19 protein-coding genes and 1 pseudogene are annotated in these 22,878 nt (G+C 47.0%); 13 read left to right on the top strand and 7 right to left on the bottom strand.

Features of this window, described 5'->3' with window-relative positions; genetic code table 11:
• Positions 1-35: 35 nt before the first annotated feature.
• From E5260_RS11090 to E5260_RS11075, 4 genes are all read right to left on the bottom strand, one after another.
• On the bottom strand, positions 36-1,028 hold the full coding sequence (locus E5260_RS11090) for a polyprenyl synthetase family protein (protein ID WP_003641269.1): 993 nt from the start codon (positions 1,026-1,028) through the stop codon (positions 36-38).
• A gap of 5 nt (positions 1,029-1,033) precedes the next feature.
• A complete protein-coding gene (locus tag E5260_RS11085; RefSeq protein ID WP_003641270.1) occupies positions 1,034-1,603 on the bottom strand; it encodes a Gx transporter family protein in 570 nt (189 codons plus the stop codon).
• Between the two features lie 3 nt (positions 1,604-1,606).
• Positions 1,607-2,098: a NusG domain II-containing protein gene (locus E5260_RS11080; RefSeq protein ID WP_003641271.1), complete on the bottom strand. Its 492-nt coding sequence runs from the start codon at positions 2,096-2,098 to the stop codon at positions 1,607-1,609.
• A gap of 95 nt (positions 2,099-2,193) precedes the next feature.
• The gene (locus E5260_RS11075; protein ID WP_003641272.1) at positions 2,194-4,104 is read right to left on the bottom strand and encodes an NAD(P)/FAD-dependent oxidoreductase; all 1,911 of its coding nucleotides are present in this window, start codon (positions 4,102-4,104) and stop codon (positions 2,194-2,196) included.
• 282 nt (positions 4,105-4,386) lie between these two features.
• Here E5260_RS11075 and pplA point away from each other — a divergent pair, with 282 nt between their 5' ends.
• From pplA to rpsI, 8 genes are all read left to right on the top strand, one after another.
• Complete coding sequence (gene pplA / locus E5260_RS11070; RefSeq protein ID WP_003641273.1) at positions 4,387-5,313, top strand: extracellular electron transfer flavoprotein PplA; 927 nt, start codon at positions 4,387-4,389, stop codon at positions 5,311-5,313.
• A 339-nt stretch (positions 5,314-5,652) separates the two neighbouring features.
• A complete protein-coding gene (locus E5260_RS11065) occupies positions 5,653-6,765 on the top strand; it encodes an FAD:protein FMN transferase (protein WP_003644095.1) in 1,113 nt (370 codons plus the stop codon).
• Between the two features lie 85 nt (positions 6,766-6,850).
• The gene (locus tag E5260_RS11060; RefSeq protein ID WP_021356400.1) at positions 6,851-7,693 is read left to right on the top strand and encodes an energy-coupling factor ABC transporter ATP-binding protein; all 843 of its coding nucleotides are present in this window, start codon (positions 6,851-6,853) and stop codon (positions 7,691-7,693) included.
• On the top strand, positions 7,669-8,556 hold the full coding sequence (locus E5260_RS11055) for an energy-coupling factor ABC transporter ATP-binding protein (RefSeq protein WP_003641276.1): 888 nt from the start codon (positions 7,669-7,671) through the stop codon (positions 8,554-8,556). Before E5260_RS11060 ends, E5260_RS11055 begins: the two co-directional genes overlap by 25 nt.
• On the top strand, positions 8,546-9,346 hold the full coding sequence (locus E5260_RS11050; RefSeq protein ID WP_003641277.1) for an energy-coupling factor transporter transmembrane component T family protein: 801 nt from the start codon (positions 8,546-8,548) through the stop codon (positions 9,344-9,346). The genes E5260_RS11055 and E5260_RS11050 overlap by 11 nt, the downstream gene beginning before the upstream one ends.
• A 64-nt stretch (positions 9,347-9,410) precedes the next feature.
• Positions 9,411-10,199 (top strand): tRNA pseudouridine(38-40) synthase TruA, encoded by a 789-nt coding sequence (truA, locus tag E5260_RS11045; protein WP_003644097.1) that lies wholly within the window; start codon positions 9,411-9,413, stop codon positions 10,197-10,199.
• A 108-nt stretch (positions 10,200-10,307) separates the two neighbouring features.
• Positions 10,308-10,751, top strand: coding sequence for a 50S ribosomal protein L13 (gene rplM / locus E5260_RS11040; RefSeq protein WP_003638098.1), 444 nt, complete (start codon positions 10,308-10,310; stop codon positions 10,749-10,751).
• Positions 10,752-10,764: 13 nt separating this feature from the next.
• Positions 10,765-11,157 (top strand): 30S ribosomal protein S9, encoded by a 393-nt coding sequence (gene rpsI / locus E5260_RS11035; protein WP_003638099.1) that lies wholly within the window; start codon positions 10,765-10,767, stop codon positions 11,155-11,157.
• Positions 11,158-11,455: 298 nt separating this feature from the next.
• Here the strand turns inward: rpsI and E5260_RS11030 are convergent, their stop codons facing one another.
• Together E5260_RS11030 and E5260_RS11025 are read right to left on the bottom strand one after the other, a co-directional pair.
• The gene (locus tag E5260_RS11030; RefSeq protein WP_003641280.1) at positions 11,456-12,325 is read right to left on the bottom strand and encodes a DegV family protein; all 870 of its coding nucleotides are present in this window, start codon (positions 12,323-12,325) and stop codon (positions 11,456-11,458) included.
• A 284-nt stretch (positions 12,326-12,609) separates the two neighbouring features.
• On the bottom strand, positions 12,610-13,698 hold the full coding sequence (locus tag E5260_RS11025) for a hypothetical protein (protein ID WP_003644098.1): 1,089 nt from the start codon (positions 13,696-13,698) through the stop codon (positions 12,610-12,612).
• A 288-nt stretch (positions 13,699-13,986) separates the two neighbouring features.
• On the opposite strand from E5260_RS11025, the gene E5260_RS11020 reads away from it, so the two are divergent.
• The 5 genes and pseudogenes from E5260_RS11020 (at position 13,987) to aroB (ending at position 21,002) form a co-directional block, all read left to right on the top strand.
• Positions 13,987-15,075, top strand: coding sequence for an Ldh family oxidoreductase (locus E5260_RS11020; RefSeq protein ID WP_003644099.1), 1,089 nt, complete (start codon positions 13,987-13,989; stop codon positions 15,073-15,075).
• An 877-nt stretch (positions 15,076-15,952) separates the two neighbouring features.
• Positions 15,953-17,965: a transketolase gene (gene tkt, locus E5260_RS11015; RefSeq protein WP_003641283.1), complete on the top strand. Its 2,013-nt coding sequence runs from the start codon at positions 15,953-15,955 to the stop codon at positions 17,963-17,965.
• A gap of 19 nt (positions 17,966-17,984) precedes the next feature.
• Complete coding sequence (gene aroE / locus E5260_RS11010; RefSeq protein ID WP_003641284.1) at positions 17,985-18,878, top strand: shikimate dehydrogenase; 894 nt, start codon at positions 17,985-17,987, stop codon at positions 18,876-18,878.
• Between the two features lie 40 nt (positions 18,879-18,918).
• Positions 18,919-19,914 (top strand): 3-deoxy-7-phosphoheptulonate synthase, encoded by a 996-nt coding sequence (gene aroF, locus E5260_RS11005; protein ID WP_003641285.1) that lies wholly within the window; start codon positions 18,919-18,921, stop codon positions 19,912-19,914.
• A gap of 9 nt (positions 19,915-19,923) precedes the next feature.
• A pseudogene (gene aroB / locus E5260_RS11000) lies at positions 19,924-21,002 on the top strand (3-dehydroquinate synthase).
• A gap of 431 nt (positions 21,003-21,433) precedes the next feature.
• Here the strand turns inward: aroB and E5260_RS10995 are convergent.
• Positions 21,434-22,855, bottom strand: a complete 1,422-nt coding sequence (locus E5260_RS10995) for a DASS family sodium-coupled anion symporter (protein WP_003641288.1) — start codon at positions 22,853-22,855, stop codon at positions 21,434-21,436.
• Positions 22,856-22,878 lie beyond the last annotated feature (23 nt).

The following is a 22,878-nucleotide window of genomic DNA, read 5'->3' as shown; positions in this document are numbered from 1 at the left end:
CAGGATGCTTGATACCTTAGTCGATTGATTACTAGTTAATTATGCCGGTCCAACAGCCGTTTGGTTAGACTAATCAGATCCGTCTTCGCAGGCTGGTCTGGAAGTTTACGCATGATTGCCAGCGCGTCTTGAGTGTACTTGGTAGCGAGTTCTTGGGCTTGCACCACACCGCCGGCATTGATGACAAGTCGTTGTACTTCCTGGCGCTGAGTGTCCGAAATTGCCCCCTGTAGTCGCATCAGCGGCAATAAATCGTGCTTAGCTTCTGTCTGTAAGGCAAAAATCAACGGCGAGGTGTAGACACCTTCAGCAACGTCTTCGAGGATGGGTTTGCCCGTTTCCTGACTGACTTCTTGATAGTCTAAAATATCGTCAAGAATTTGGAAGGCCATCCCAATTGCGAGACCTGCTTTACGAGCGCGCTGGGCGAAATGACTACTTTGACCAGATTCATAAGCACCTAGAAAACAACTCAGTGCGAATAACTCGGCGGTCTTACCTTGAATTTGTTGCAAGTATTCTGCCATGGTAATGTCAAGGTGGTAGTGGCGGTCCTTTTGTTGGACCTCGCCCACTAGAATCTTTTCCATGTTCTCAGAGTTCATCTGGATGCTTTTGAAACTGCTTGAATAGTGCGCTAGAATCTTGAATACCACAACGAATAGGTAGTCGCCCGCATACACAGCAGTATCTTTACCAAAACGTTCTTGAATCGTGACATGGTGCCGACGTAGTGCAGCATCGTCAACAATGTCATCATGGATCAGCGTAGCGGTATGGAGCGTTTCTAATGACGCCGCTAAGGCCACCATCCGTTGCCGATCAGTTGTTGTAAATTGTGAGAATAGGAGGCAGTATGCCGGGCGTAAGAGCTTACCACCACCATGAATCATTTCTAAAATCGCGTCATTGATGTCGGCATCTTGAATATTGATGTTCGCCGTCATCAGCTGCATCACTTGTTGCAGCTCCGGTTGTAGTGCCGGGTAATCACGCCAAATTGGGTGTAATTGTGTTGCCGATTGCATATGGGTTACTCCTTTGTTTGATCTGGATGGTGTTCTCGATTGAATTTGAGATAGCGTAAGATCGTGACGTGGGTGAACAAGTAGTTGGCGGCGATTCCGAGAGCACTTCCCGCTGCTAGTCCAATAATCGAAAGCACTGGCAAGTAGAGCATGACCGTCCACGTCTGTGCAATAAGACTCGCGACCAATAGCTGACCAACATTATGCATGACGCCACCAGTTGCTGAAATTCCAATAATACTAACGCGTTTAGGCCCTAATTGTTTGACCAACAGCATGGCAAACAGGCTGAGAAAGGCGCCCCCAAAACTATACAGAAAGGTTGATAAAGTGCCACCTAGGAGGGCCGTTAAAATCAAACGGAGCCAGGTTAGGGTTATCACGTCAGTTAATGATAATGTATAGATTGCAACAATGGTAATCAGATTGGCTAAACCAAGCTTGGCACCTGGGGCAAAGGCAAACGGGAATGGAATCATCCGTTCAAGGATGCCGATGATCACGCCTTGTGCAACCAGTAACGCGATATAAATATTACGATGAGTTTTGTTTGATCGTTCAAATGAATTATTCATATTCTACTCCGTAACTAAACCATTACCGCCAGATTTGACTTGACCGTTGCTGGCCTTAATTTCAACCAAGAGTTTGTGGGGCAAACAAACAATCGTTTGACCAGGTTTATGAATCCAGCCTCGGCGGACACATACTTGGTCAGAACAGTTGGCTTTCGTAATCGCAACGCGCTTAGGTTTAAATGTGATCGTGTTGTAGTGCCCATGGTTATCGCGATAGGTGAAGTGCTTAGTCGTTTTCAGATTCGTAATATTGACACGCTTCAAGACGGTCCCATTATGTGAGACCACGGCGTTATACGTGGTTTCACTGCTCGTGGCCTTTCGCTTAGCCACTAGTGCCGCATGTTCAGCTTGTTGTTTTTGCTGGTATGAAAAAATCGCTAGTGGGGTGAACGATAAAATAATTAGCGCAACAATAATAATAATATCAAACGGCTTGATCATATCCCCATAACGTTTGAATGTCCGGATCATTGTCCGTAATTTACGCATCGTTAACCCTCCAATTCAATGAAATAAAAAATGGTTCAAGGGGGGAAAAACAACCCTTGAACCATCGGGAAAGGATTTAATTAATTATAACGCATCTAGCGGGTTTTAACACCGTCGTAATGAGAACGAACGTTGCCGTACCACCAGTGTCCAAGGTGTTTTTGCATCCACGGAACGACCCAGTAGTCTAACCCAAATGTCCGTCCGGAACCGTTCATTAAGGCGAGGGCAACAAAGATCATCCAAATGTTGACCCAGTAGAACATGCCAGATAAGCAGAAGACGACAACTAAGCCAATGGTGACTGCGTTAGCAAACCAAGTAAAGAGTCCGAAGAAAATACATAATGCAATGACGATTTCAACACAAGTCATGAATTTCTGGAAGAAGAGGGCCATTTGCATGTTCGGAATGAAGACCTTGGTAATTGATTCGAACCAATGTGGCATTTTGTCAAAGACCATCAGGGGTTCTTTACCGTACATGTATGAAAGACTGAAGACACCCTTAGCGGCTTTAGCGGTTGACGTGGCAGCTTCAGAAGCACCACTGGTTGCAGCGGCTTTAGTTGCTTGAGAGGCACCACTGGTTGCGGCCACGGTAATCCATTCGAATGGTAACCGTAACTTGTCAGTGAACCAGGATTCAGATCCCTGAACTTTAGTCCAGCAGTCCCATAACCACATGGCACCATAGAAGAACCGCAGTGGCACACTCCAGAGTACGTTACCAGCCCGTGAGACCCAACCGCGGAAGACGTTACGGTTATTACGAGTCCGGAAGAATTCGTGCATGAAGTACTGGAATAGGTAGTAACCTGAGAAAATCTGAACGTAGTACATCCAGTTGATGGCGTGTTTTAAAAGCACGGCAATAAAACCAGAGACGTTCCACTTCTCTAAAACTTGTGCAACGGCATATTTGGAACCAATTGAGTCGACGGATGCTTGATAAGCGCCCTTAAATGGCTTGATCGTAACGTCAGTCTGGTCAACGTTCTTAATAATACCTTCGACGGCCTTAGCTGCGGTTTCTTCAGCCCCTTGAACGATTTGTGGGACTGGCCGTGGTTGGTCAGGTTCTTGGTAGCTGGTTGAATCACCGGCTAAGAAGATATTGTTACAATCCTTAGCTTGCATGAATTCATTGGCCATCAAGCGACCACCGCGGGGGTTAGTTTCAATGCCGAACTTTTTAACGATACTATTAGCACGAACACCGGCTGTCCAGATTAACGTGTAGGTTGGAATTGGATCCTTGCCTTTTAAGTTAACATGGTCTTCACAGACTTCGGTAATCATGGAGTTCGTCATGATTTTGACACCATGTTTTTCCATGTACTTAGCGGCCTTACCGGCTTGCGTCCGGTTGAGCATGTTAATAATAGTCGGCGCTGCTTCGACCAATTGGAGCGTGATTTCACTTGGATCGAGCTTGTTGTCTCGAGCCAAAACATCACGATATTCGATTAATTCACCAATCAGTTCAGAACCAGTAAAACCAGAACCACAGACTGTAAAGGTCAACATGGCTTTGCGCTTAGCAGGGTCGAGCTCCGCCGCCCCCCGCCGAATAATTGCAGATAAGTGAGCACGCAATGCCATCGCTTGTTCGAAGGACCACAATTCGAAGCCGTGTTCCTTAACACCGGGAGTCCCAAAGTCATTGGATTCCCCACCCAAACTAATTAAAAGTTGATCATATTGATAACTTCCGTGTTCGGTAGTAACTGTTTGTGCCTTTTTGTCGATGCCCGTCACGGTATCGGTCACGAGACGAACGTTTTTTCGCCGTGCGAACAACCGTTGCAAATCATATTGGATATGCTCAGGTTCCACCCGTTCGGTAGCAACTTCATGTAATTCAGTCATATACGTGAAGTATGAATGCCGGTCAATCAACGTAATCTCGACGTCTGCATTTTTTTTGAAATGCTTAGACAGTTTCTTGGTTGCGTAAACACCAGCAAACCCCGCACCGACAACGACAATATTTTTCTTTGCCATTGCGTAACAACTCCCTTGAATAATAGTGTAAAAAGATAATTCCACTAATAATTATAACGATAATGTAAGCGGTTGTCTATGGATTATGGGAAAGAATGCATAAACTATCACATTATCTAAGCCGCGAAAATAGTGGCATCGAGGTTTGAACGGAAAACGTTGTCAATACCGCTATTATTAGGCTAAAATATCATTTTTTTAATGGAATGGGATTGACTATTACCAGTTTAAACGTTAAGATTAATGTGAATTTTCATACAAAAAGGTTAGGAGTGGGATATCATGAAATTCAAATCAGTTATTACGGGTGCTTCAGTTGTTGCAATTTCAGCTTTAGCTTTAGCAGGTTGTGGCAGCAGTTCTTCAAGTTCTAGCTCGAGTTCATCCAAGAAGAGTTCATCTTCAAGCTCATCAGCTAAGACAACTAAGGTTGCTAAATTAACCGCTGGCAGCAAAATGAAAGCGGGTACTTATAACCTTGAAGAAGAAAATTATTCACATGGTTATCGGACCAAGATGAGTATCACAGTTAATAACAACGGTAAAATCACTAAGTCCAGTTATGACCAAGTGAACAAGAACGGCAAGTCCAAAGTTGATGATACTTCATATAACAAACAAATGAAGAAGATCGCTGGGACTAACCCCAAGACTTACATGCCTAAGTTAAACAAGACGCTGACGGGCTCTGCCGCTACTGGTAACGTGGGCTCCATTGATGTTGTGACTGGTGCGACTGAATCATCAAAGACCTTCCAAAACTACACACAACAATTAGTTCAAGCTGCCCAAGCGGGTAACAAGTCGACCATTAAGATTGACAATGGTGCCAAGATGAAAGATGGTACCTACAAGTTGAACGAAAAGAACTACTCACACGGTTACAAAGTTACTTTCGCAATCACGGTCAAGGATAATAAGATTACGAAGTCTGAATATAACCAAGTGAACAAGAATGGCAAGTCCAAAGTTGACGATGCAGCTTACAACAAGCAAATGAAGAAGGTTGCTAAGACTAACCCTAAGACTTATCAACCAGCTTTGAACAAGTCATTAGTTAAGAGTAGTGATCCAACTAAGGTTGACGTTGTCACGGGTGCCACTGAATCTTCTAACACCTTTATTATGTACGCGGAACAATTACAAAACGCGGCACAAAAGGGTGACACCAACACGATTACTGTTGACAACATGATTTTCTCTGAATAAGCAATTTAATTATTAGATTCTTTTGAGGCCTGAGGCGCATGCTGAGGGCCTTTTGTTTTTAATTGAACAACCACAAAAGTTTGTCACTCAGTTGGGCACGACTTTGAGCAAGCTAAATCCATACATGGATATTGGTTTAAAAAATAATAGTGGCGGTGAATGTTAAGTGCAAAATGGCTGTGGTAGTACAAACCCGACCGTCGAGTTGTACCGTTTGCTGTAGGTGCGCTGATGTCAGACTAGCGTAGAAAAGCTTGGATGACGCGCAAACAGTCTCACCGGATGAATCAAGACTTTGGTATAATGACAATTGAAATTAAAAATAGGGGAAGTATTGGAATGAAGCTAAAAAAATGGGTTCGAATTGGATTAATTGTTGCAATGATCGTGCCATTGACGGCGTGTGGGACGAGTACGAGTCGCAAAAATGCTGCTAGTAGCCGACCCAAACCAACTAAGGTCGTCAAGACGCCGATCGAGGATACCCAGTTCATGATGGGCACAGTTGTCACGTTGCGGATTTATAATAAGGGTAAGGATAACGTGTTAGCTGGGGCGTTTAAGCTGTTGAAAACGGAAGCTAAGGAAATTACGGTCAATCAAAAAGGATCTGAAATTGATAAGATCAACGCCGCTGCCGGTAAAAAGCCAGTGGCTGTCAGCAAGGATATCTACCCAATGATCAAAGCAGCTTACTATTATAGTAAGAATTCAGACGAATCCTTTGATTTAGCCATTGGCCCGATCACATCACTCTGGCATATTGGATTTTCTGATGCCAAGGTGCCCACTCAACAAGAAATTGACAAGAACGTTAAGCTGGTAGACTACAAAAAAGTTAAATTAAATGACAAGAAACGGACCGTTTATCTAGAAGAAAAGGGAATGCAACTAGACCTTGGTGGGATTGCCAAGGGTTACATGACCGATCAAGTGAAGACGTACTTATTAAATCATGGGGTTTCAACGGCCATTATTGACCTCGGTGGTAATATTTATGTTCTGGGTGACAGCCCTAAAGGAACGAAGTCAGGTAACTGGACAGTCGGTATCCAAGATCCAAAAGCGTCACGGGGTACGGCCATTGGCTCACTACCTGCTAAGAATAAGTCAATCGTTACTTCTGGGATCTATGAACGCTATTTGAAGAAGAATGGTAAAGTTTACAGTCATTTGATGGACCCACAAACAGGGGCCCCTTATCAAAACAATTTGATGGGCGTTTCCATCATCTCGAAGAAGTCGGTGGATGGCGATGCACTATCGACGGCCACCTTTGACAAAGGCCTCAAAGGCGGGATGAAGTACATTAATGGTAAAGCGGATCAAGGTATTGGGGCCATTTTTATTACCAAGGATAAAAAAGTATACGTCTCCAATAACTTGAAGAAGCAGTTCACGCTGTTTGGCGATGCTGGTTACAAATACGGGCCAGCCACTGATTTAAAGTAAGATTGGACGTGAAGTTCAGTTACTACAAGTTCCGTCAGATATGTTATGATAATAACCATGAATTTTAAGGAAATGAGGGACAATGGTGAGTCCGATTATTGACGTTAAACATTTAGATTATCGTTACCCGCAACAAGCTACGGATCAGTTAACGTTACACGATATTTCATTTACGGTCATGCCGGGTGAATGGGTCGCCATTGTCGGCCATAACGGTTCTGGTAAGTCGACCTTGGCCAAGAATTTAAACGGACTGTTAGCACCAGCGGCTGGAACGATTACGGTTGATGGTCAAGTATTATCTGAAGAAACCGTTTGGGACATTCGGCGCAAAATTGGGATGGTTTTCCAAAACCCAGATAATCAATTCGTTGGGGCAACCGTTGCTGATGATGTTGCGTTTAGCCTTGAAAACCAGGGCGTGCCGCGTTCTGAGATGCTAACGCGGGTACAGGCGGCTCTAGAACAAGTCAACATGCAGGATTTTGCGACACGTGAACCGGCACGTTTGTCAGGTGGTCAAAAACAACGGGTGGCGCTGGCTGGTATGATAGCGGCGCGGCCTCAGATTTTGATTCTGGACGAAGCGACGTCAATGTTGGATCCCCGTGGTCGTCAGGAAGTATTGACGACGATTCGCGATATGAAGGCTAATTCAGCGTTAACGGTCTTGTCAATTACGCATGATATTGACGAAGCGGCCAGCGCTAATCGGGTCTTAGTGATCAATGACGGTGAGGTTAAGGAAGAGGGGACTCCAGCGGAAATTTTTCAGCATGGAGAAGCCTTAATTAAGATGGGATTGGACATGCCATATGCTGAGCGCTTAAAAGCAGCGCTAAAGCGGCAGGGTGTTCAAGTGCCCGCACAGTATTTAACAGAGAAAGGAATGGCGGACTGGTTATGGCAATTACGTTCAAACAAGTAGATTTTACTTACCAACCGGGTACGCCGTTCGAAACTAAGGCGTTAACTGATATTAACGTCACCATTCCCACCGGCTCTTATACGGCTTTGATTGGTCATACGGGGAGTGGTAAGTCTACACTTTTACAGCATTTGAACGCCTTACTCAAACCGACTAGTGGAACGGTCACGATTGGTGAACGGGTCATTACGCCAACGACGAGTAATAAGGATTTGAAACGATTGCGGCAACACGTGGGCATCGTCTTTCAGTTTCCAGAAAGTCAGTTGTTTGAAGAAACGGTGGCCAAAGACATTGCATTCGGGCCCCAGAATTTTGGGGCCAGCGAAGCGGATGCTTTGAAAACTGCGGCTGAAATGTTGGCTTTAGTTGGGTTAGACGAGTCGTTACTGACGCGGTCACCGTTTGACCTCTCTGGTGGACAGATGCGGCGAGTGGCCATTGCGGGGGTCCTTGCGATGCAGCCGCAAGTCCTAGTCTTGGATGAACCGACTGCCGGATTGGACCCTCAGGGCCGTTTAGATATGATGGAGATGTTTGCCCGTTTGCGCCATGAACGTGATTTGACCGTGGTACTAGTGACCCATCAGATGGATGATGTTGCCAATTACGCGGATAATGTAATCGTGATGGATCGTGGACAAATCGTCAAAACGGGGACGCCTCGTGAGATCTTCAAAGATCCTGCGTGGCTGACTGCCCATCAACTGGGCTTACCGAAAACAACGGCCTTTGCACATACACTCCAAAAGCAAGGCTGGCAATTTAATGAGTGGCCGTTGACCGAGGACGAATTAGCAGCAGCCATCGTCCAACAGTTGCCACCGAACGCAATGGGGGAGGTGGCCGCTCATGATGAATAAATTGATCTTTGGTCGCTACATTCCGGGAGACTCCGTGGTTCACCATATGGACCCCCGGGCGAAACTGTTACTGAGTTTTTATTTTATTGGGATTATTTTTATTGCCAATAACTGGGCGACCTATGCCTTGCTATTTGCCTTTACATTGGCCGCTATTTACCTATCCGGTGTGAAATGGTCGTTCTTCATCAACGGCGTCAAACCGCTGATTTGGTTGATTTTATTCACCGTCATCCTGCAAGTGTTGTTTAGTGCAAGTGGCGGGCACGTTTACTTTCAATGGGGCATCATTACAATCAGCCAACTTGGATTGATCAACGGAGTCTATATTTTTTGCCGGTTCGTGTTGATTATTTTTATGTCAACGCTGTTAACTCTAACAACGCCGCCACTGGAATTGTCGGATGCCATTGAATATATCTTGATGCCGCTCAAAGCGGTCCATTTTCCAGTCTATGAAGTGGCGCTGATGTTGTCGATTGCCTTACGCTTTGTGCCAACGTTGATGGACGAAACGGAAAAAATTATGAATGCACAACGGGCCCGGGGGGTCGACTTTGGTGAAGGCAATATCTTTCAACAAATGCGTGCCGTAGTTCCGCTGCTGATTCCGCTGTTTGTCAGCTCATTTAACCGGGCTGAGGATTTAGCAACGGCAATGGAAGCACGTGGCTATCAAGGCGGCGAGGGTCGCAGTAAGTACCGGATTCTTAAGTGGCACCAACGTGATACGTGGGCTACCGGATGCTTTGCGATCTTGACCGTTGCATTGATTTTCTTGCGTGCATAAATGAAGACTGATTAACGTGGGCGTCGCACTGATGGCGACCCACGTTTTTAACTGGAGGGATATTGTGACCACGCGGTATAAAGTAGTTTTAGCATATGACGGCACCAATTTTGCGGGTTTTCAACGCCAGCCACACCAGCGAACTGTCGAGCAGGTCGTCACTAAGGCGGTCAATAAGATGGCGAAAGATCCCGTTGAACCGATTGTGATCTACGGCGCGGGCCGAACGGATGCTGGTGTACATGCGTTTGGACAGACGTTGCATTTTGACTTGCCGTACGAAATTAATCCAGAAGGGGTTCGGCGCGGCCTGAACAGCATGTTACCGATGGATACAATCGTAAAGGCCGTTTCCATTGTGCCGAATGATTTTCACGCGCGTTATGATACGGTCGGTAAGCGGTACTGGTATCGGGCCTATCAAAATGAATTTGTAGATCCATTTAAACGGCACTATACGGGGCATTTTAAGTTCGCTGCGGATATTGACAGAATTCAGCAAGCCATCGGTGACTTAGAAGGACGGCACGATTTCTCGACCTTCGTTGCGTCCGGTTCGCAAGCACATGACCATGTTCGTGAGATCTATTCAGCCAAAGCGTGGGCCTTGCCGGATGAACGCGAAATTCAGTTTGAATTTTGCGGTAGTGGTTTTTTATATAACCAGGTTCGAATTATGGTGGCTGTTTTGATGGAAATTGGTCAGGGCCGGCGCGCAGTTGACTGTATTCCAGCATTACTAGCGGCTAAAGACCGTGAGCAAGCGCGGGGAACGGCTCCTGCGGCTGGACTTTATATGAAAAAAGTGTATTATGAACAAAATGAATTACAAGCTGATTTGATAAAGTATTGACTTCTGAGGCGAAATTGGGTAGACTAGTCGTTGGTATTGTTTGCCCCACGATAAGCCCCGGAAATCTTATTGAGTGTCAAACAAACACAGAAAATGGAGGAACACAACGTGCGTACAACATATATGGCTAAACCAGGTGAAATTGATCGTAAATGGTATGTAGTTGATGCAACCGATGTACCTTTGGGTCGTCTTTCAACTGTCGTCGCATCAATCTTGCGTGGTAAGAACAAACCTACCTTTACCCCTAACGTGGATACTGGTGATAACGTTATCGTTATTAATGCAAGCAAGGTCGCTTTAACTGGGAAGAAAGCAGAACGGAAGATTTATTATCATCATACTGCTTATGCTGGTGGTTTAAAGGAACGGACTGCCGGTGACTTCTTGGCAAAGGAACCTACTAAATTGATTGAAACTTCAGTTAAGGGTATGCTTCCTCACAACTCTTTAGGCCACAAGATGGGCTTGAAGTTGCATGTTTATGCTGGTGCAGAACATACGCAACAAGCACAAAAGCCTGAAGTTTTGGACATCACTAACTTAATCTAAGGAGGAAACTACATTGGCTCAAGTACAATATCGCGGCACAGGCCGTCGTAAAGATTCAGTAGCCCGCGTACGCTTAGTACCAGGTACTGGTAAAATTGTTATGAATGACAAATCTGTTGAAGATTACATTCCATTTGCAGATATTCGCAAGGAATTGTTACAACCATTCGAAGTAACTGAAACAACTGATCAATATGATGTTTTAGTTAACGTTAATGGTGGTGGCTTCCATGGTCAAGCCGGCGCAACTCGTCATGGGATCGCTCGGGCATTGCTCGAAGTTGACCCAGATTTCCGTACTCCTTTGAAGCGCGCGGGTCTCTTAACTCGTGATGCTCGTATGAAGGAACGTAAGAAGCCAGGTTTGAAGAAAGCCCGGAAAGCTTCACAATTCTCAAAACGTTAATATTATCCAAAAACGTTGTTTTATCAACATTTTCTGGCTATATGAGAAAGCACCTGTCTATGGACGGGTGCTTTTTTTTGTTGTTTGAACAGAAAAAATAACACAAAACTAAAACATGGTAGGGCTCATGATATAAAATAGACCACTTTGTTAGCGTCCTGGCTGGCAGCACGTGTTCATGTCAGTACGACTTCCGGGGTGAGCGACTATGCAGTTAGCCCGCCTTGAAACAAGCTAAGCAAGTAACGCTCGGTTACTTAAAAATGGATTGGGCCATTGACGGCTCAATCCATTTTAATTACTGACGTTTAGTTTTACCAAAAGAGAAGACGGCAACGCAACCGAGGCCGGTATGGCTAGTGATAGTCGGCCCAATGTGTTCGAGCAAAATTTCAGCATCAGGAACCTTGGCTAAAATCTTTTCACGAACGGTTTGGGCGGCTTCCTGAGCGTCGCTAGTGGCAATGATAATGCGCGGCTTGGTCTGATCACGTAAATCGGCTAGTGTGTTGTTAACTAGTGTGGTCAGTGACCGGCGCCGTGAGCGCACCTTTTGTACTGGACGCAAGTGGCCGAGTGGATCGACGTCCATGACTGGCTTGATCTGTAAGAGTGATCCAACCGTCGCGGAGGTCCGTGAGACCCGGCCGCCGTGATAAAGGTAATTTAAGTCATCAACGGTGAACCATTGGTGATAATAGAGGCGGTTTTCAGTCAGCCAATCCGCCAATTGGGCGATTGGCATACCAGCATCGCGCTTGTCAATGGCATCTAGTAGCATCAGGCCTTCACCGCAGCAGGCTGCTCGGGAATCCACGAGGTAGATCTCGGCATCTGGCTGGTCTTGTAAAAGCATGGTCTTGGCCTGTTGCGCATTATTGAAGGTCCCACTTAAGCCTGATGAAAAGCCGAGGTATAGGATTGGCGTATGTGCCTGAACGTACGGCTTGAAAAATTCAATAAACTGGCCGATATTAATCTGAGCGGTAGAAGGCATCACACCGTTACCAATCCGATGATAAAAGTCAGTCAAGTCAAAGTGGTGACCCAAATCGTCCGCGTATTCCTGGTCGTCAATCGTGACGTTCATTGAAACAAAATCGACATGCTTGTCCTTAAGTAGTTGATAAGGTAAATCAACGGTTGAATCTGTTAATAGCTGATACATAGCTTTCTCCCTTAATTGTACTTACTGTTACATTGTACGCTTATTTGGGCGGCCATGGAAAATTAATACATGCTGTATTTTTACATACAGCAGTAATTTACGGTAACAACTAGTTGGTTGTCGCAATCCTGGTAGCAGCGTGAATGCTGATCAAGAAATTGAACTGGGCATGTCAGTAAATACTGGACGCATCGGAAGGTCAGTTATGGGTTAACTGCAATAATGGCGTAGTGACTAGGACCGTGCTTTTCAGTCATGGTGATGAGGTTCGACGACTAATTTGCCTATTCAATGAGGCGCTGTAAGTTGATTGAAATCAGCCGATCAATGGCGTGATTTTGCTGCTGGCGGTAGGGGGTGGCCCCGGTTTCATAAAGGAGTTGCGCCTGGTGATGATGAACGCTGATCTGTTCGAGTTGCGGAGGCAATCGAAGAATCGCGATACCGGTGGTCAGTTGGTGCTGTTGAATTAATTGGCTGCGCTTGAATAGCAGTAAGTGTGAGGCGCTGGGGCCGTATGACTGTGATAACAAGACGTAGTGGTCATAGAAGGCCATTCCTTGAATATTGGGTGGGAGCTTGCCGTGCCAGTCACTAACTGCCTTTGGTAAAATGGCGTGACTCGTGGTCATTCTGTATGGCGTGCCGGCGCTCGTCAGTGGATAGCGGGCAACCAAGGTGGTCTGTCCAGGTTTGAACTGGCCGACATAAAGGGCCTGATGGTGATAGGTCAGTAGTGAGGCATTGCTCAGTGTTGGCAGTGACCAGCGTTGCTGATAGTGAACGGCAATGGAAGTGGTCGGGTCGAAGTGCCGTAATGCGGCCAGACTAACGCTCACGATAGCCCCATGACCGTGGCGATGACTGCACAACCAAATCCGCTGGTGGTGAGGGTCATAAGCTAGACCACCCACATGTGGTTTACCATGCAATAAGACAGTGTTGCATAATTGATGTCGGAAACGATCCTGTACATATAGGACAGATTGGGTTCGACCAGTGGCATCGTAAGCGGTGGTTAGACGATAACGACCGGCAATAACAACGCCCTGTGGAATCATCATTGTCGTCGTCGTGAGTTGTTTAGTGACGAGGTCCTTAGTCAGGGTGGCTTGTAGTCCCGGCTGAATGGTGGTGCCTTGCAACATACCGATTGGGTCGAATTTTGCTAGTTTAACCAGATCCGGATACTGACGGATGGTTTGATAAAATTCGGTTGGTGAAAAAACAGCTTGGGTGGCTGTTCTTTGAAGGGTGGTTGGTGGGTACGGTAGTGTCGGTCGTACGCGACTAGCTAGACCGCCGAGGGGATGGCCCCAAATTAACAAGCCTGTGATTAGTCCTGTATAAAAATGATAGGTATAACGGTGCATCGCGGGTCCCTCCTCTAGTTTAAGTGTCTTCAATATAGCATGGAAAGACAGGCCGCTTAGCGGATAGTGAAAGGTTAGTTAAGGAAAGAAACTGAGTGGGGCATAATTGAAAAATTAACGTTTTACACATCTGTTTTTAATTACATTTACATAAAACATTGAATTTTCTAATTAGGAATCGGATAATGAACGTGTTCAAGCTGTTTAGCAATCTGAATAAAGTGTGATATCCCGGTGCTCGCCAAGTTAGGCGAGTGCTGGCTGTCAAAAACGGAGGAAAATATAACGATGCGAATTAGTGCGGAAACGGAACGACAATTTTTAGAAGCAGTTTTTAAGGCCCAACGGTTTAGTGCCAAGGATGGGGCACTGCTGGCAGACACCCTGGTCGATGCAGATTTACGTGGAATCTCATCACATGGTATCCAGCGGCTGGCTTGGTATACGCGGATGATCAAGGATCATACCTTGGAACCGACGAATCAACCGAAGATTTTGAATGAAACACCTACCAGTCTATTGATCGATGCGAACCAGAGCATGGGCCAGATTGCGTCGGCGTTTACGATGAATAAACTGATTGAAAAGACTAAGCAACTCGGTGTTTCATTAGCGGTTATCCGCAATTCGAATCACTTTGGAACGGCGGGCTATTATTCGCGCATGGCTTGCAAAGCGGGTTTGATCGGTATTTCAACGACTAATACGCGGCCGTTGGTGGTGCCGACGAATGCGACAGAAGCTTTTTTGGGTTCCAACGCATTAGCTTTTACTTTTCCAGCCGACCCGCATCCTTTCGTTTTTGACGGCGCGACTGCGGTGGTTTCAAGCGGGAAGATTCAAGTGCTGGCCAAAAAAGGTGCACAGATTCCGGGTGATTGGGCGGTTGATGAGCATCGTCAAGTCTTGCATGATGCGCAGACGGTGGAGGATAACTTGGCTAAAATTGCGTTTTCTGAGAATCGTCCTGGTGGTGGGGTCCTGACCCTAGGTGGCCAGCAGGAAGTCAATTCAAATTACAAAGGCTTTGGCAACTCACTAATTATTGAGTTACTCACGGGAATTTTAGCGCAAGGGTCGCTGTCGGCTGATACGAACACCGGTAAGCATGACTTTAGTCAGTTCTTCATGACGATTAATCCCGCCTTATTTGGCGATCCCGAGGTGTTGAAGGCCAACGTGACGACTATGTTTGACCGTATTCGGCATTTGAAGCATCTACCAGGTACTAAGATCATGATACCAGGTGACCGGGAATACCGGCACTATGATGAAAATTTGGTGCAGGGCGTCAGTATTGATCCACAGACGTTGACGGAAATGCAGCAAGTTGGTGCTGAATTTGGAGTGGCAGTCCCCGCAGCCTTGAAAGCGTAGTTTGGTGTAGTTGCGGCAATTATTGTGACTAAAATGGGGATCACATAAACTGATGATAGTGTGGCTGGAATCTGCTCTGGATGCTGGCGACACTATTTTTGGTTATCACGATTATGTGCGGTGGTGAAGACCAGCTAGCTGGTTGGGAATAGATGGCAGTTCAGACAACTGACGAGCGGCTAAGGTTAGTTGCTAAAGCATACGGAACATTGTTGAAATTGTAATCGAAAATGACCGTTTGTCAGTCGTTCGTTGTGAGAAATTTAGCGTTGGAGTGCGGCTTTTAGACTTTAATGATTTGCCTGGCGGTGGATTATAAGTTAAGTCAGTGCAAGCTACTGGCTAAAAATATTTTCAGAAAGTGGCAGGGAACCATTTTAATATCTGTAAAATGATTTGACACGCAAACTTGCTGATTTACCAGTATTTATTAGCAGTTAGCGAGGATGATGACGACTAGCAAATCGAGGGTGGACCAACATGTTTTTGTTGATTAATAGAAAAAGTTTGCAAAAACCATTTGACAATTCTATTGATTAGCCGTATATTTTAAGTCATCAAATACACATTATAAATTAAGGAGATTTTAATCATGACGATTAATACCAATTTACAATTGAATTCGTATTATTATTACTGGTTTACTTAGTGCCTTGGCATCCACTGCGAGGCACGCCCTCGCAACGGATGTGACCAGTAAATTTTGGAATGATTAAAATTTATGGAAAAGTCATATCAGTGTTGTGAACAACCACTGTGTGACTTTTCTACTTCTGAGTAGCGGTGTTTTTCGGGCACCCTGCGAAGAATTAGTGGACTCACAGTTGGTGTAACTGTGAGTCTTTTTTATTAGCCAAAATGAGAGGGAGCGAAGTTAATGCAAGCATTTGATGAAATTGATGAATTAGCGGTGAATAATCTACGAGTACTGAGTGCGGAAATGATTGAACGGGCCGGTTCTGGTCATCCAGGATTGCCACTCGGCGCGGCTCCAATGATGTGGGCACTGTGGAGCCGACAATTACGGGTCGATCCACAGCAGTCTCAATGGGCTAATCGCGATCGCTTTGTCTTATCAGCCGGACACGGGTCGGCGTTGTTGTACAGTCTGCTACATGTGAGTGGCTTCAACGTGACAATGGGCGAGTTACAACGTTTTCGTCAATTCGGCAGTCATACGCCAGGCCACCCTGAACTGGGAATCGTGGATGGTGTGGAAGCCACGACCGGTCCACTGGGACAGGGATTAGGGATGGCGGTGGGCATGGCCCTGGCTGAACGGCAACTAGCGGCTCAGTTCTCCGAGTCACCGCAGTTGGTGGATCACTATACTTATGCGTTAGTCGGTGATGGTGATTTGATGGAAGGTGTCTCCCACGAAGCTGCCAGCTTTGCCGGTAATCAACAATTGCAAAAATTAATTGTATTGTACGACGATAACGCTGTTTCGCTTGATGGCCCCACCAGCCGGTCGTTTCGTACCGATGTGAACCAGCGCTTCGCTAGTTATGGTTGGGATACACAAACGGTAGGTGATGGCAATGATTTAACGGCGATTAATGCCGCCATTGAGCGTGCCAAACACAGTTCACGTCCAAGCCTGATCGCTGTTAAAACGACGATTGGATTTGGCGCACCACAAGCGGGTACGAATGCGGTGCATGGCAATCCGTTGGGAACGGCCGGTTTAACTAGTTTGCGGCAACAATTAGGGTGGCAAGCCGCGCCATTTACGGTGATGCCGGCCGTTGCTAAACGCGCACAGCAACTAATCTTGCAACGTGGTCAGCGTACACATCGCCGGTGGCAGTCACAACGAGAGGCTTTACCACAAGCCGTGCAACACCGTTTCGAACAACAGCTCAGTATGCGTCTGCCAGTTGACTTAGCCACCAGTTTACCGATCTTTGATGAAGGCGCCCAAGCTTCGCGGATCACGAGTCATACCGTCATTCAGAAGCTAGCCGCTCAGTTACCAGGATTAGTCGGGGGCGCGGCTGATTTAGCCAGTTCGAATAAAACGACCATTGAGCAGGATCAATTGTCGACTCCGGTGACCCCGGATCAGCGCAACGTTGCCTTTGGTGTCCGGGAGTTTGGTATGGGCACCATTTTGAATGGGATGACTTTACACGGTGGCTTGCGGGTCTTTGGTGGCACCTTCCTTGTCTTTTCCGATTACACGCGTGCGGCTATTCGATTGGCGGCGATGATGAAGTTACCAGTCACTTACGTTTTCACGCATGACTCGATTGCAGTCGGCGAGGACGGTCCGACTCATCAGCCAATTGAACAGCTAATGAGTTTACGATTGATTCCGAATCTAACGGTGATCCGGCCCGCTGACCCAAATGAAACGGTCGCAGCTTGGTGGCAAGCCATCAACGCGACGGATCATCCAACCGTGCTCGTCTTGACCCGTCAGAATTTGGCAGTGCTATCCGGATCTAAGACTAAGGCCATGACTGGTGTGGCTCGTGGCGGTTATGTTCTCTCACCGCAGCGTGGCCGCCAGCCAATGGGAATCTTGATTGCAAGCGGGTCAGAAGTTGCTTTAGCTCTTCAGGCCCAGGCGAAACTAGCTACGTTAGGTGAAGATGTCAGTGTCGTTTCAATGCCGTCGATGGAAAACTTTGCGCGCCAATCAACGAATTACCAAGCTCAGGTCTTGCCACCTCAAATTCGGCGGCGAGTTGCAGTCGAAATGGGCGCAACATCTGGCTGGGAACGTTACGTTGGGTTAGATGGGGCGGTACTAGGCTTGGACCACTTTGGCGCCAGTGGAGCGGCCGACCAAGTATTAGCCGCTAACCAGTTCACGGTAGCAGACCTAGTGCGGACGTATCAACAAACGCACGTGGATCTTGGTCAACAATTGCGAGTCATTTAGAAAGGAAGTTAGTTAAAGCATGATTGATGGACAAACGGCACTCTTTGGATTTATCGCGCACCCCGCGCGGCACAGTCGCTCACCGCGAATGCATAATTTGAGTTTTGACTACTGGGGGCTAAATGCGCGCTACTTGGCGTTTGATGTGGCACCGGATGGATTGGCTGATACGCTTGCTGGAATTCGTAGCATGGGTATCGCGGGGGTGAACCTTTCAATGCCATTCAAACAAGCCGTTATACCGCTACTAGATGGTTTGACAGTGCGAGCGCAACGGATTCAAGCGGTCAATACGATTAAGAATGAAGCTGGCAAGCTGATTGGTGACAGCACGGACGGCGCTGGAGTTTTTCAGGATCTCTTACATCAAGGTCTGAACTTGGTTGATAAGCACGTCATGGTTTTAGGCGCGGGAGGCGCAGGTAAGGCAATCATTGCGGCGGCTTTAGATTATGGTGTCGCGAGTGTAACGGTCTTTAAACGCAACAACGAACGCTACGCCGGTGTTCAGCACTGGTTGGAGCAACTCAGTACCACGACTTCGGTACCACTCCGGCTCTGTGCCTATGAAGACCAAGTACGGATGCAGCAAGTTGCTCGTACCAGCGATTTGATCATTAACGCGACCAATATCGGCATGACGACTGCTGGAACGCCATTACCAATCTCAATTATCCAGCAATTAGTCCCACAACAGACGGTCTATGATGTGATTTACCAACCGCTTGAAACGACTTTTTTGCGCTTAGCGCGTCAGCAGGGGTGCGCCACATATAATGGCTTGGGGATGTTAATTTGGCAAGGTGCCTTGGCTTTTGAGTTTTGGACTGGTAAGCAGATGCCAGTTCAACAGGTCCGCCAAGATATGTTAGCCAGCATTCAAGCGACTCCGCCGATTACGGCGCGGGCTTAGGCCTTAACTTTTGAGAATTGATTAGTAGGAGGAAATTATTATGATTATTATATTAAAACCAGCAACCGCTACGGCCATGCAGGCAAAGTTAGTGAGTCAATTTGGTGCGGATCACGAGATCTTCACGCACAATAATCGAATTGCAATTCAAGGATTGCGTCCAGAAGCACTTCCCACGGATGTGCAAGCAGCCAGTGAATCAATCTTGACGGCAGTTCCCGCAGCGGTCCAAAGCAGCCGTCTCTTTCACCCAGAAGATACGATTATTAAGACGCCACACAGTGTGATTGGCGGTAATCAATTCGTCATGATGGCTGGCCCGTGTTCAGTCGAAAGCGCTGAACACGTGGACCAGATGGCCGCGGTTGCCAAGCAGGGTGGTGCGACGATTGTTCGTGGCGGAGCATTCAAGCCACGGACGTCCCCTTACAGCTTCCAAGGCCTCGGGGAGACGGGACTCCAATACTTACGGACGGCGGCTGATAAACATGGCCTTGATATGATTACCGAAGTGATGGATGATGAACACGTGGCGATGGTGGCGAAATACACGGATATTTTTCAAATTGGTGCACGCAATATGCAAAATTTCTCGTTGCTTAAAGCCGTTGGACAGACCCAAATTCCGGTTGCATTAAAGCGAGGAATGTCGGCAACAATCGACGATGTGCTCAATGCAGCTGAATACATTGCAGCTGGTGGTAATCATCAGATCATGCTTTTGGAGCGGGGAATTCGAACGTTTGATAATAAGTACACACGCAACACGTTTGACTTAGGTGCAGTGCCAGTCTTGCAATCGTTGACACATTACCCAGTCATCGTTGATCCGAGTCACGCGGTCGGTACCTGGGAACTCGTGACCCCGATGGCGATGGCAGGTGTAGCAGCTGGCGCCAGTGGCATGATCGTTGAAATTCATGACCAGCCAACGCAAGCTTTATCCGATGGGCCGCAAGCGTTAAAACCCGCGACGTACTTAAAAATGGCGCAACAGGCTTTCCAGTTACATGACCTGATGCAAACGTGGGCGTAGGATGTGCCTATGACAAACATTGAAGTCAAGACGCGAGTTAAACAGTATCAGATCAAGATCATGATTGACAGTTTACATCATCTAGGAACGTTGGTAACTAAGGTATGGTGTGCCCGTCAAGTAGCGGTGGTAACGGATACCAATGTGGGCCCGTACTATGCGAAGCTGGTAACTGATGAACTGACGGCGGCTGGATTCAAGGTGCGTGTGATGACGGTTCCAGCCGGTGAGGCGAGCAAAAGTTGGTCACAAGTCCAGTCGTTAATCGATCAGCTGAGTGCCGCCCATTTTAGCCGCAGTGACGGTGTCATCGCTCTTGGTGGCGGGGTGGTTGGTGACTTAGCAGGGTTTGTCGCTTCGATTTATATGCGCGGTATTGCCTTGATTCAAGTACCGACATCATTATTAGCGCAAGTCGATAGTTCGGTGGGCGGTAAGACCGCGATTGACTTACCAACTGGCAAAAACTTAGTGGGCAGTTTTTACCAACCAGATTTAGTCGTCATTGATCCGGCAATTCTGGTGACGTTACCGCCGCGGATGCTCGCAGAAGGTTATGGCGAAATCGTTAAGTGCGCAGCATTAGTTGGCGGTGATTTTTGGCAATCCTTGCAACAAATTACCAGTGTGGCAGCGATTTTACCAGCAGCACCAGATTTAATTGCAGCTAGTGTGGCGTTCAAAGCGCGCGTCGTTATGGCGGATGAACATGAACAGGGTCAGCGGCAATTATTGAATTTTGGTCATACGATTGGTCACGCAGTCGAACTATTGGCTGACGGTCAACTAATGCATGGGGAAGCGGTAGCGATTGGTCTAGTACAGGTTTGTCGGTTGTTTGCAGCACATGGGTTAGCGCCGACTAGTTTAACGTCGACGCTCAAGGCACGCTTAATGGCGGTAGGTTGCCCACGGAATTACCGCCGATAGCGCCGCAAGCCGTGGCCGCAGTGATGCAACACGACAAAAAAGTGCACGGTACAGCGCTGACCTGGGTCTACTTATCGGCGGTTGGGCAACCCCACCTGTATCCCATAGCGGTCACGGACTTGGCGACTTGGATGGGTGACTTGTGGTCGGTGTCGTGATTAGACGTAAGTTTACAATATGCTTCAGTTCGACACATGACGGTTAGCCGGGTGGGATCTGAAAATTTGAGGGAGCATCAGAACTTTTGACGTCCAGGTTCTGATGGACTTACATGGTAGATTAACAATCGGCTTTCCAAGTAATAGTTGGAAAGCCGATTGTTATTGGTTAGGGCGTGATGTTTGTATGATCAAGTCGTTAGTCAGGAGTAAGTTCACATTGTGCGCGTTAATTTTCATGAAGCATGCATTAAAATATGCCAGTCTTGAGTTTAAAAAGCCAGTTTAGGGTCACCGGCAAAAGTTCTGATTTGCGTAAACTTGCTCGGCTAGATCGTCCTTCCCCCAGAAATGGGCACTCAGCCCGGAGTCGGGAAATACGTGAATGAGTGTCTGAACCTGTCAAATGGTATAGTTGAAAAACAACTAGCTTACCAATAGCCTAAAAGTTTCATCCAGAGTGTGCCACCAACGCCCCATACTAATAGATAGAAACCACCAAGGCACAGATTCAGACGCCACCATTCGGACTGCGTTATGTAACCTGATCCGAACATAATCGAGGCGGGACCGTTGGCGTAATGGGTGGTCGAACTGAAAATGGCACCGTCAAAGCCTAATAGTAGGGCTGCTAGCATTGGGGGGGCGCCGGCTGAAATTGCCACACCCAAGAAGGCGCCGTACATGGCGGAGACGTGAGCAGTGGCGCCGGCAAACAGGTAGTGGCTGTAAAAGTAAACGAGCATCAAAGCTGCCAAGACCCATAGCCAACTGATTCCTTGCAGGGCCTGGCCCATAGTTTGTGAAAGCCATGGAATAAAGCCAAGACTGTTCAGTTTGCCAGCCATAAAAATAAGAATTGAAAACCAAACGAGTGTGTTCCAAGCCCCAGTTTCATGTAATAAGTCGTCAACGGATAATACACCGGTTAATAAGAGCAAAGTGACGGCTATGAAGGCCACTAAGGTCGCGTCTAGCCCAGTGAGACTAGCTGAGATCCAAAGAAAGAGGGCCAACATAAAAATACCGCCCATGAGTTTTTCGGCCAAAGTCATGGCCCCCATCTGCTCAAGTTCGTTGGCAGCCCACGCATGCGCGTTGGGTGTATCCTTAATTTCTGGCGGATAGAGCCAATAAATAATAGCTGGAACGCTAATTAAGCAAATAAGACCAGGTAATAGAGCGGCGAGTAACCAGTCCATCCATGTGATGTGAATCTGCATTGCTTGGGCCAAGGCCACGGCAACGAGATTTGGTGCCATCGCGGTCATGAATAAGCCACTGGTGGCAATATTACCATGGAAAGCTGACATAATGAGAAAACTACCAACCTTACGCTGCGTACCGTTTTGTGGGTCAGAGCCGTATGCTTTAGCTAAAGATTCAATAATTGGGAAGACGATTCCACCGGCGCGGGCGGTATTGCTAGGCGTGGCCGGACTAGTGACGAGATCGACACCAATCAGCGCGTAGGCTAATCCAAGGGCCTTTTTACCAAATAATTTGACGAAGACCAGCGCGACTCGTCGCCCTAGCCCCGTTTTTACGAAGCCTCGTGATAGGAAGTAAGCCATTGCAATCATCCAAACCGTGTTATCACCAAAGCCGGCCATGGCATCCGTCATCGAGGTAACACCAAGTAAGACACCAAGTGTGAGACCAATAATTGCGACACCGGCAATAGGTAACGGCTGGGTAATGCAACCAATGATAGTGCCAACAAAGAGAGCCAGCATGTGCCATGCTAATAGACTGAGCCCCGCGGGACGAAATGGCGCGCTCAGCCAAATAATCAAACCAATTATCAGCGGCCATGTAAGTTGCTGGTAGTTGACGGATTGTAATTTGGTCATCGAAAACGACCACCTTTCTAGTC

Source organism: Lactiplantibacillus plantarum, assembly GCF_014131735.1.
Classification (GTDB): Bacteria; Bacillota; Bacilli; order Lactobacillales; family Lactobacillaceae; genus Lactiplantibacillus; species Lactiplantibacillus plantarum.
Note: the sequence above shows the minus strand (reverse complement) of the source record. Positions and strands in the feature narration are given on the sequence as shown.

Coding starts and splice junctions, on each gene's coding strand:
- E5260_RS11080 (WP_003641271.1), bottom strand. CDS start 2,098: ATGCGTAAATTACGGACAATGATCCGGACATTCAAACGTTATGGGGAT.
- E5260_RS10995 (WP_003641288.1), bottom strand. CDS start 22,855: ATGACCAAATTACAATCCGTCAACTACCAGCAACTTACATGGCCGCTG.
- E5260_RS11090 (WP_003641269.1), bottom strand. CDS start 1,028: ATGCAATCGGCAACACAATTACACCCAATTTGGCGTGATTACCCGGCA.
- pplA (WP_003641273.1), top strand. CDS start 4,387: ATGAAATTCAAATCAGTTATTACGGGTGCTTCAGTTGTTGCAATTTCA.
- E5260_RS11020 (WP_003644099.1), top strand. CDS start 13,987: ATGCGAATTAGTGCGGAAACGGAACGACAATTTTTAGAAGCAGTTTTT.
- E5260_RS11050 (WP_003641277.1), top strand. CDS start 8,546: ATGATGAATAAATTGATCTTTGGTCGCTACATTCCGGGAGACTCCGTG.
- E5260_RS11065 (WP_003644095.1), top strand. CDS start 5,653: ATGAAGCTAAAAAAATGGGTTCGAATTGGATTAATTGTTGCAATGATC.
- aroE (WP_003641284.1), top strand. CDS start 17,985: ATGATTGATGGACAAACGGCACTCTTTGGATTTATCGCGCACCCCGCG.
- E5260_RS11075 (WP_003641272.1), bottom strand. CDS start 4,104: ATGGCAAAGAAAAATATTGTCGTTGTCGGTGCGGGGTTTGCTGGTGTT.
- E5260_RS11030 (WP_003641280.1), bottom strand. CDS start 12,325: ATGTATCAGCTATTAACAGATTCAACCGTTGATTTACCTTATCAACTA.
- tkt (WP_003641283.1), top strand. CDS start 15,953: ATGCAAGCATTTGATGAAATTGATGAATTAGCGGTGAATAATCTACGA.
- E5260_RS11055 (WP_003641276.1), top strand. CDS start 7,669: ATGGCAATTACGTTCAAACAAGTAGATTTTACTTACCAACCGGGTACG.
- E5260_RS11025 (WP_003644098.1), bottom strand. CDS start 13,698: ATGCACCGTTATACCTATCATTTTTATACAGGACTAATCACAGGCTTG.
- E5260_RS11085 (WP_003641270.1), bottom strand. CDS start 1,603: ATGAATAATTCATTTGAACGATCAAACAAAACTCATCGTAATATTTAT.
- aroF (WP_003641285.1), top strand. CDS start 18,919: ATGATTATTATATTAAAACCAGCAACCGCTACGGCCATGCAGGCAAAG.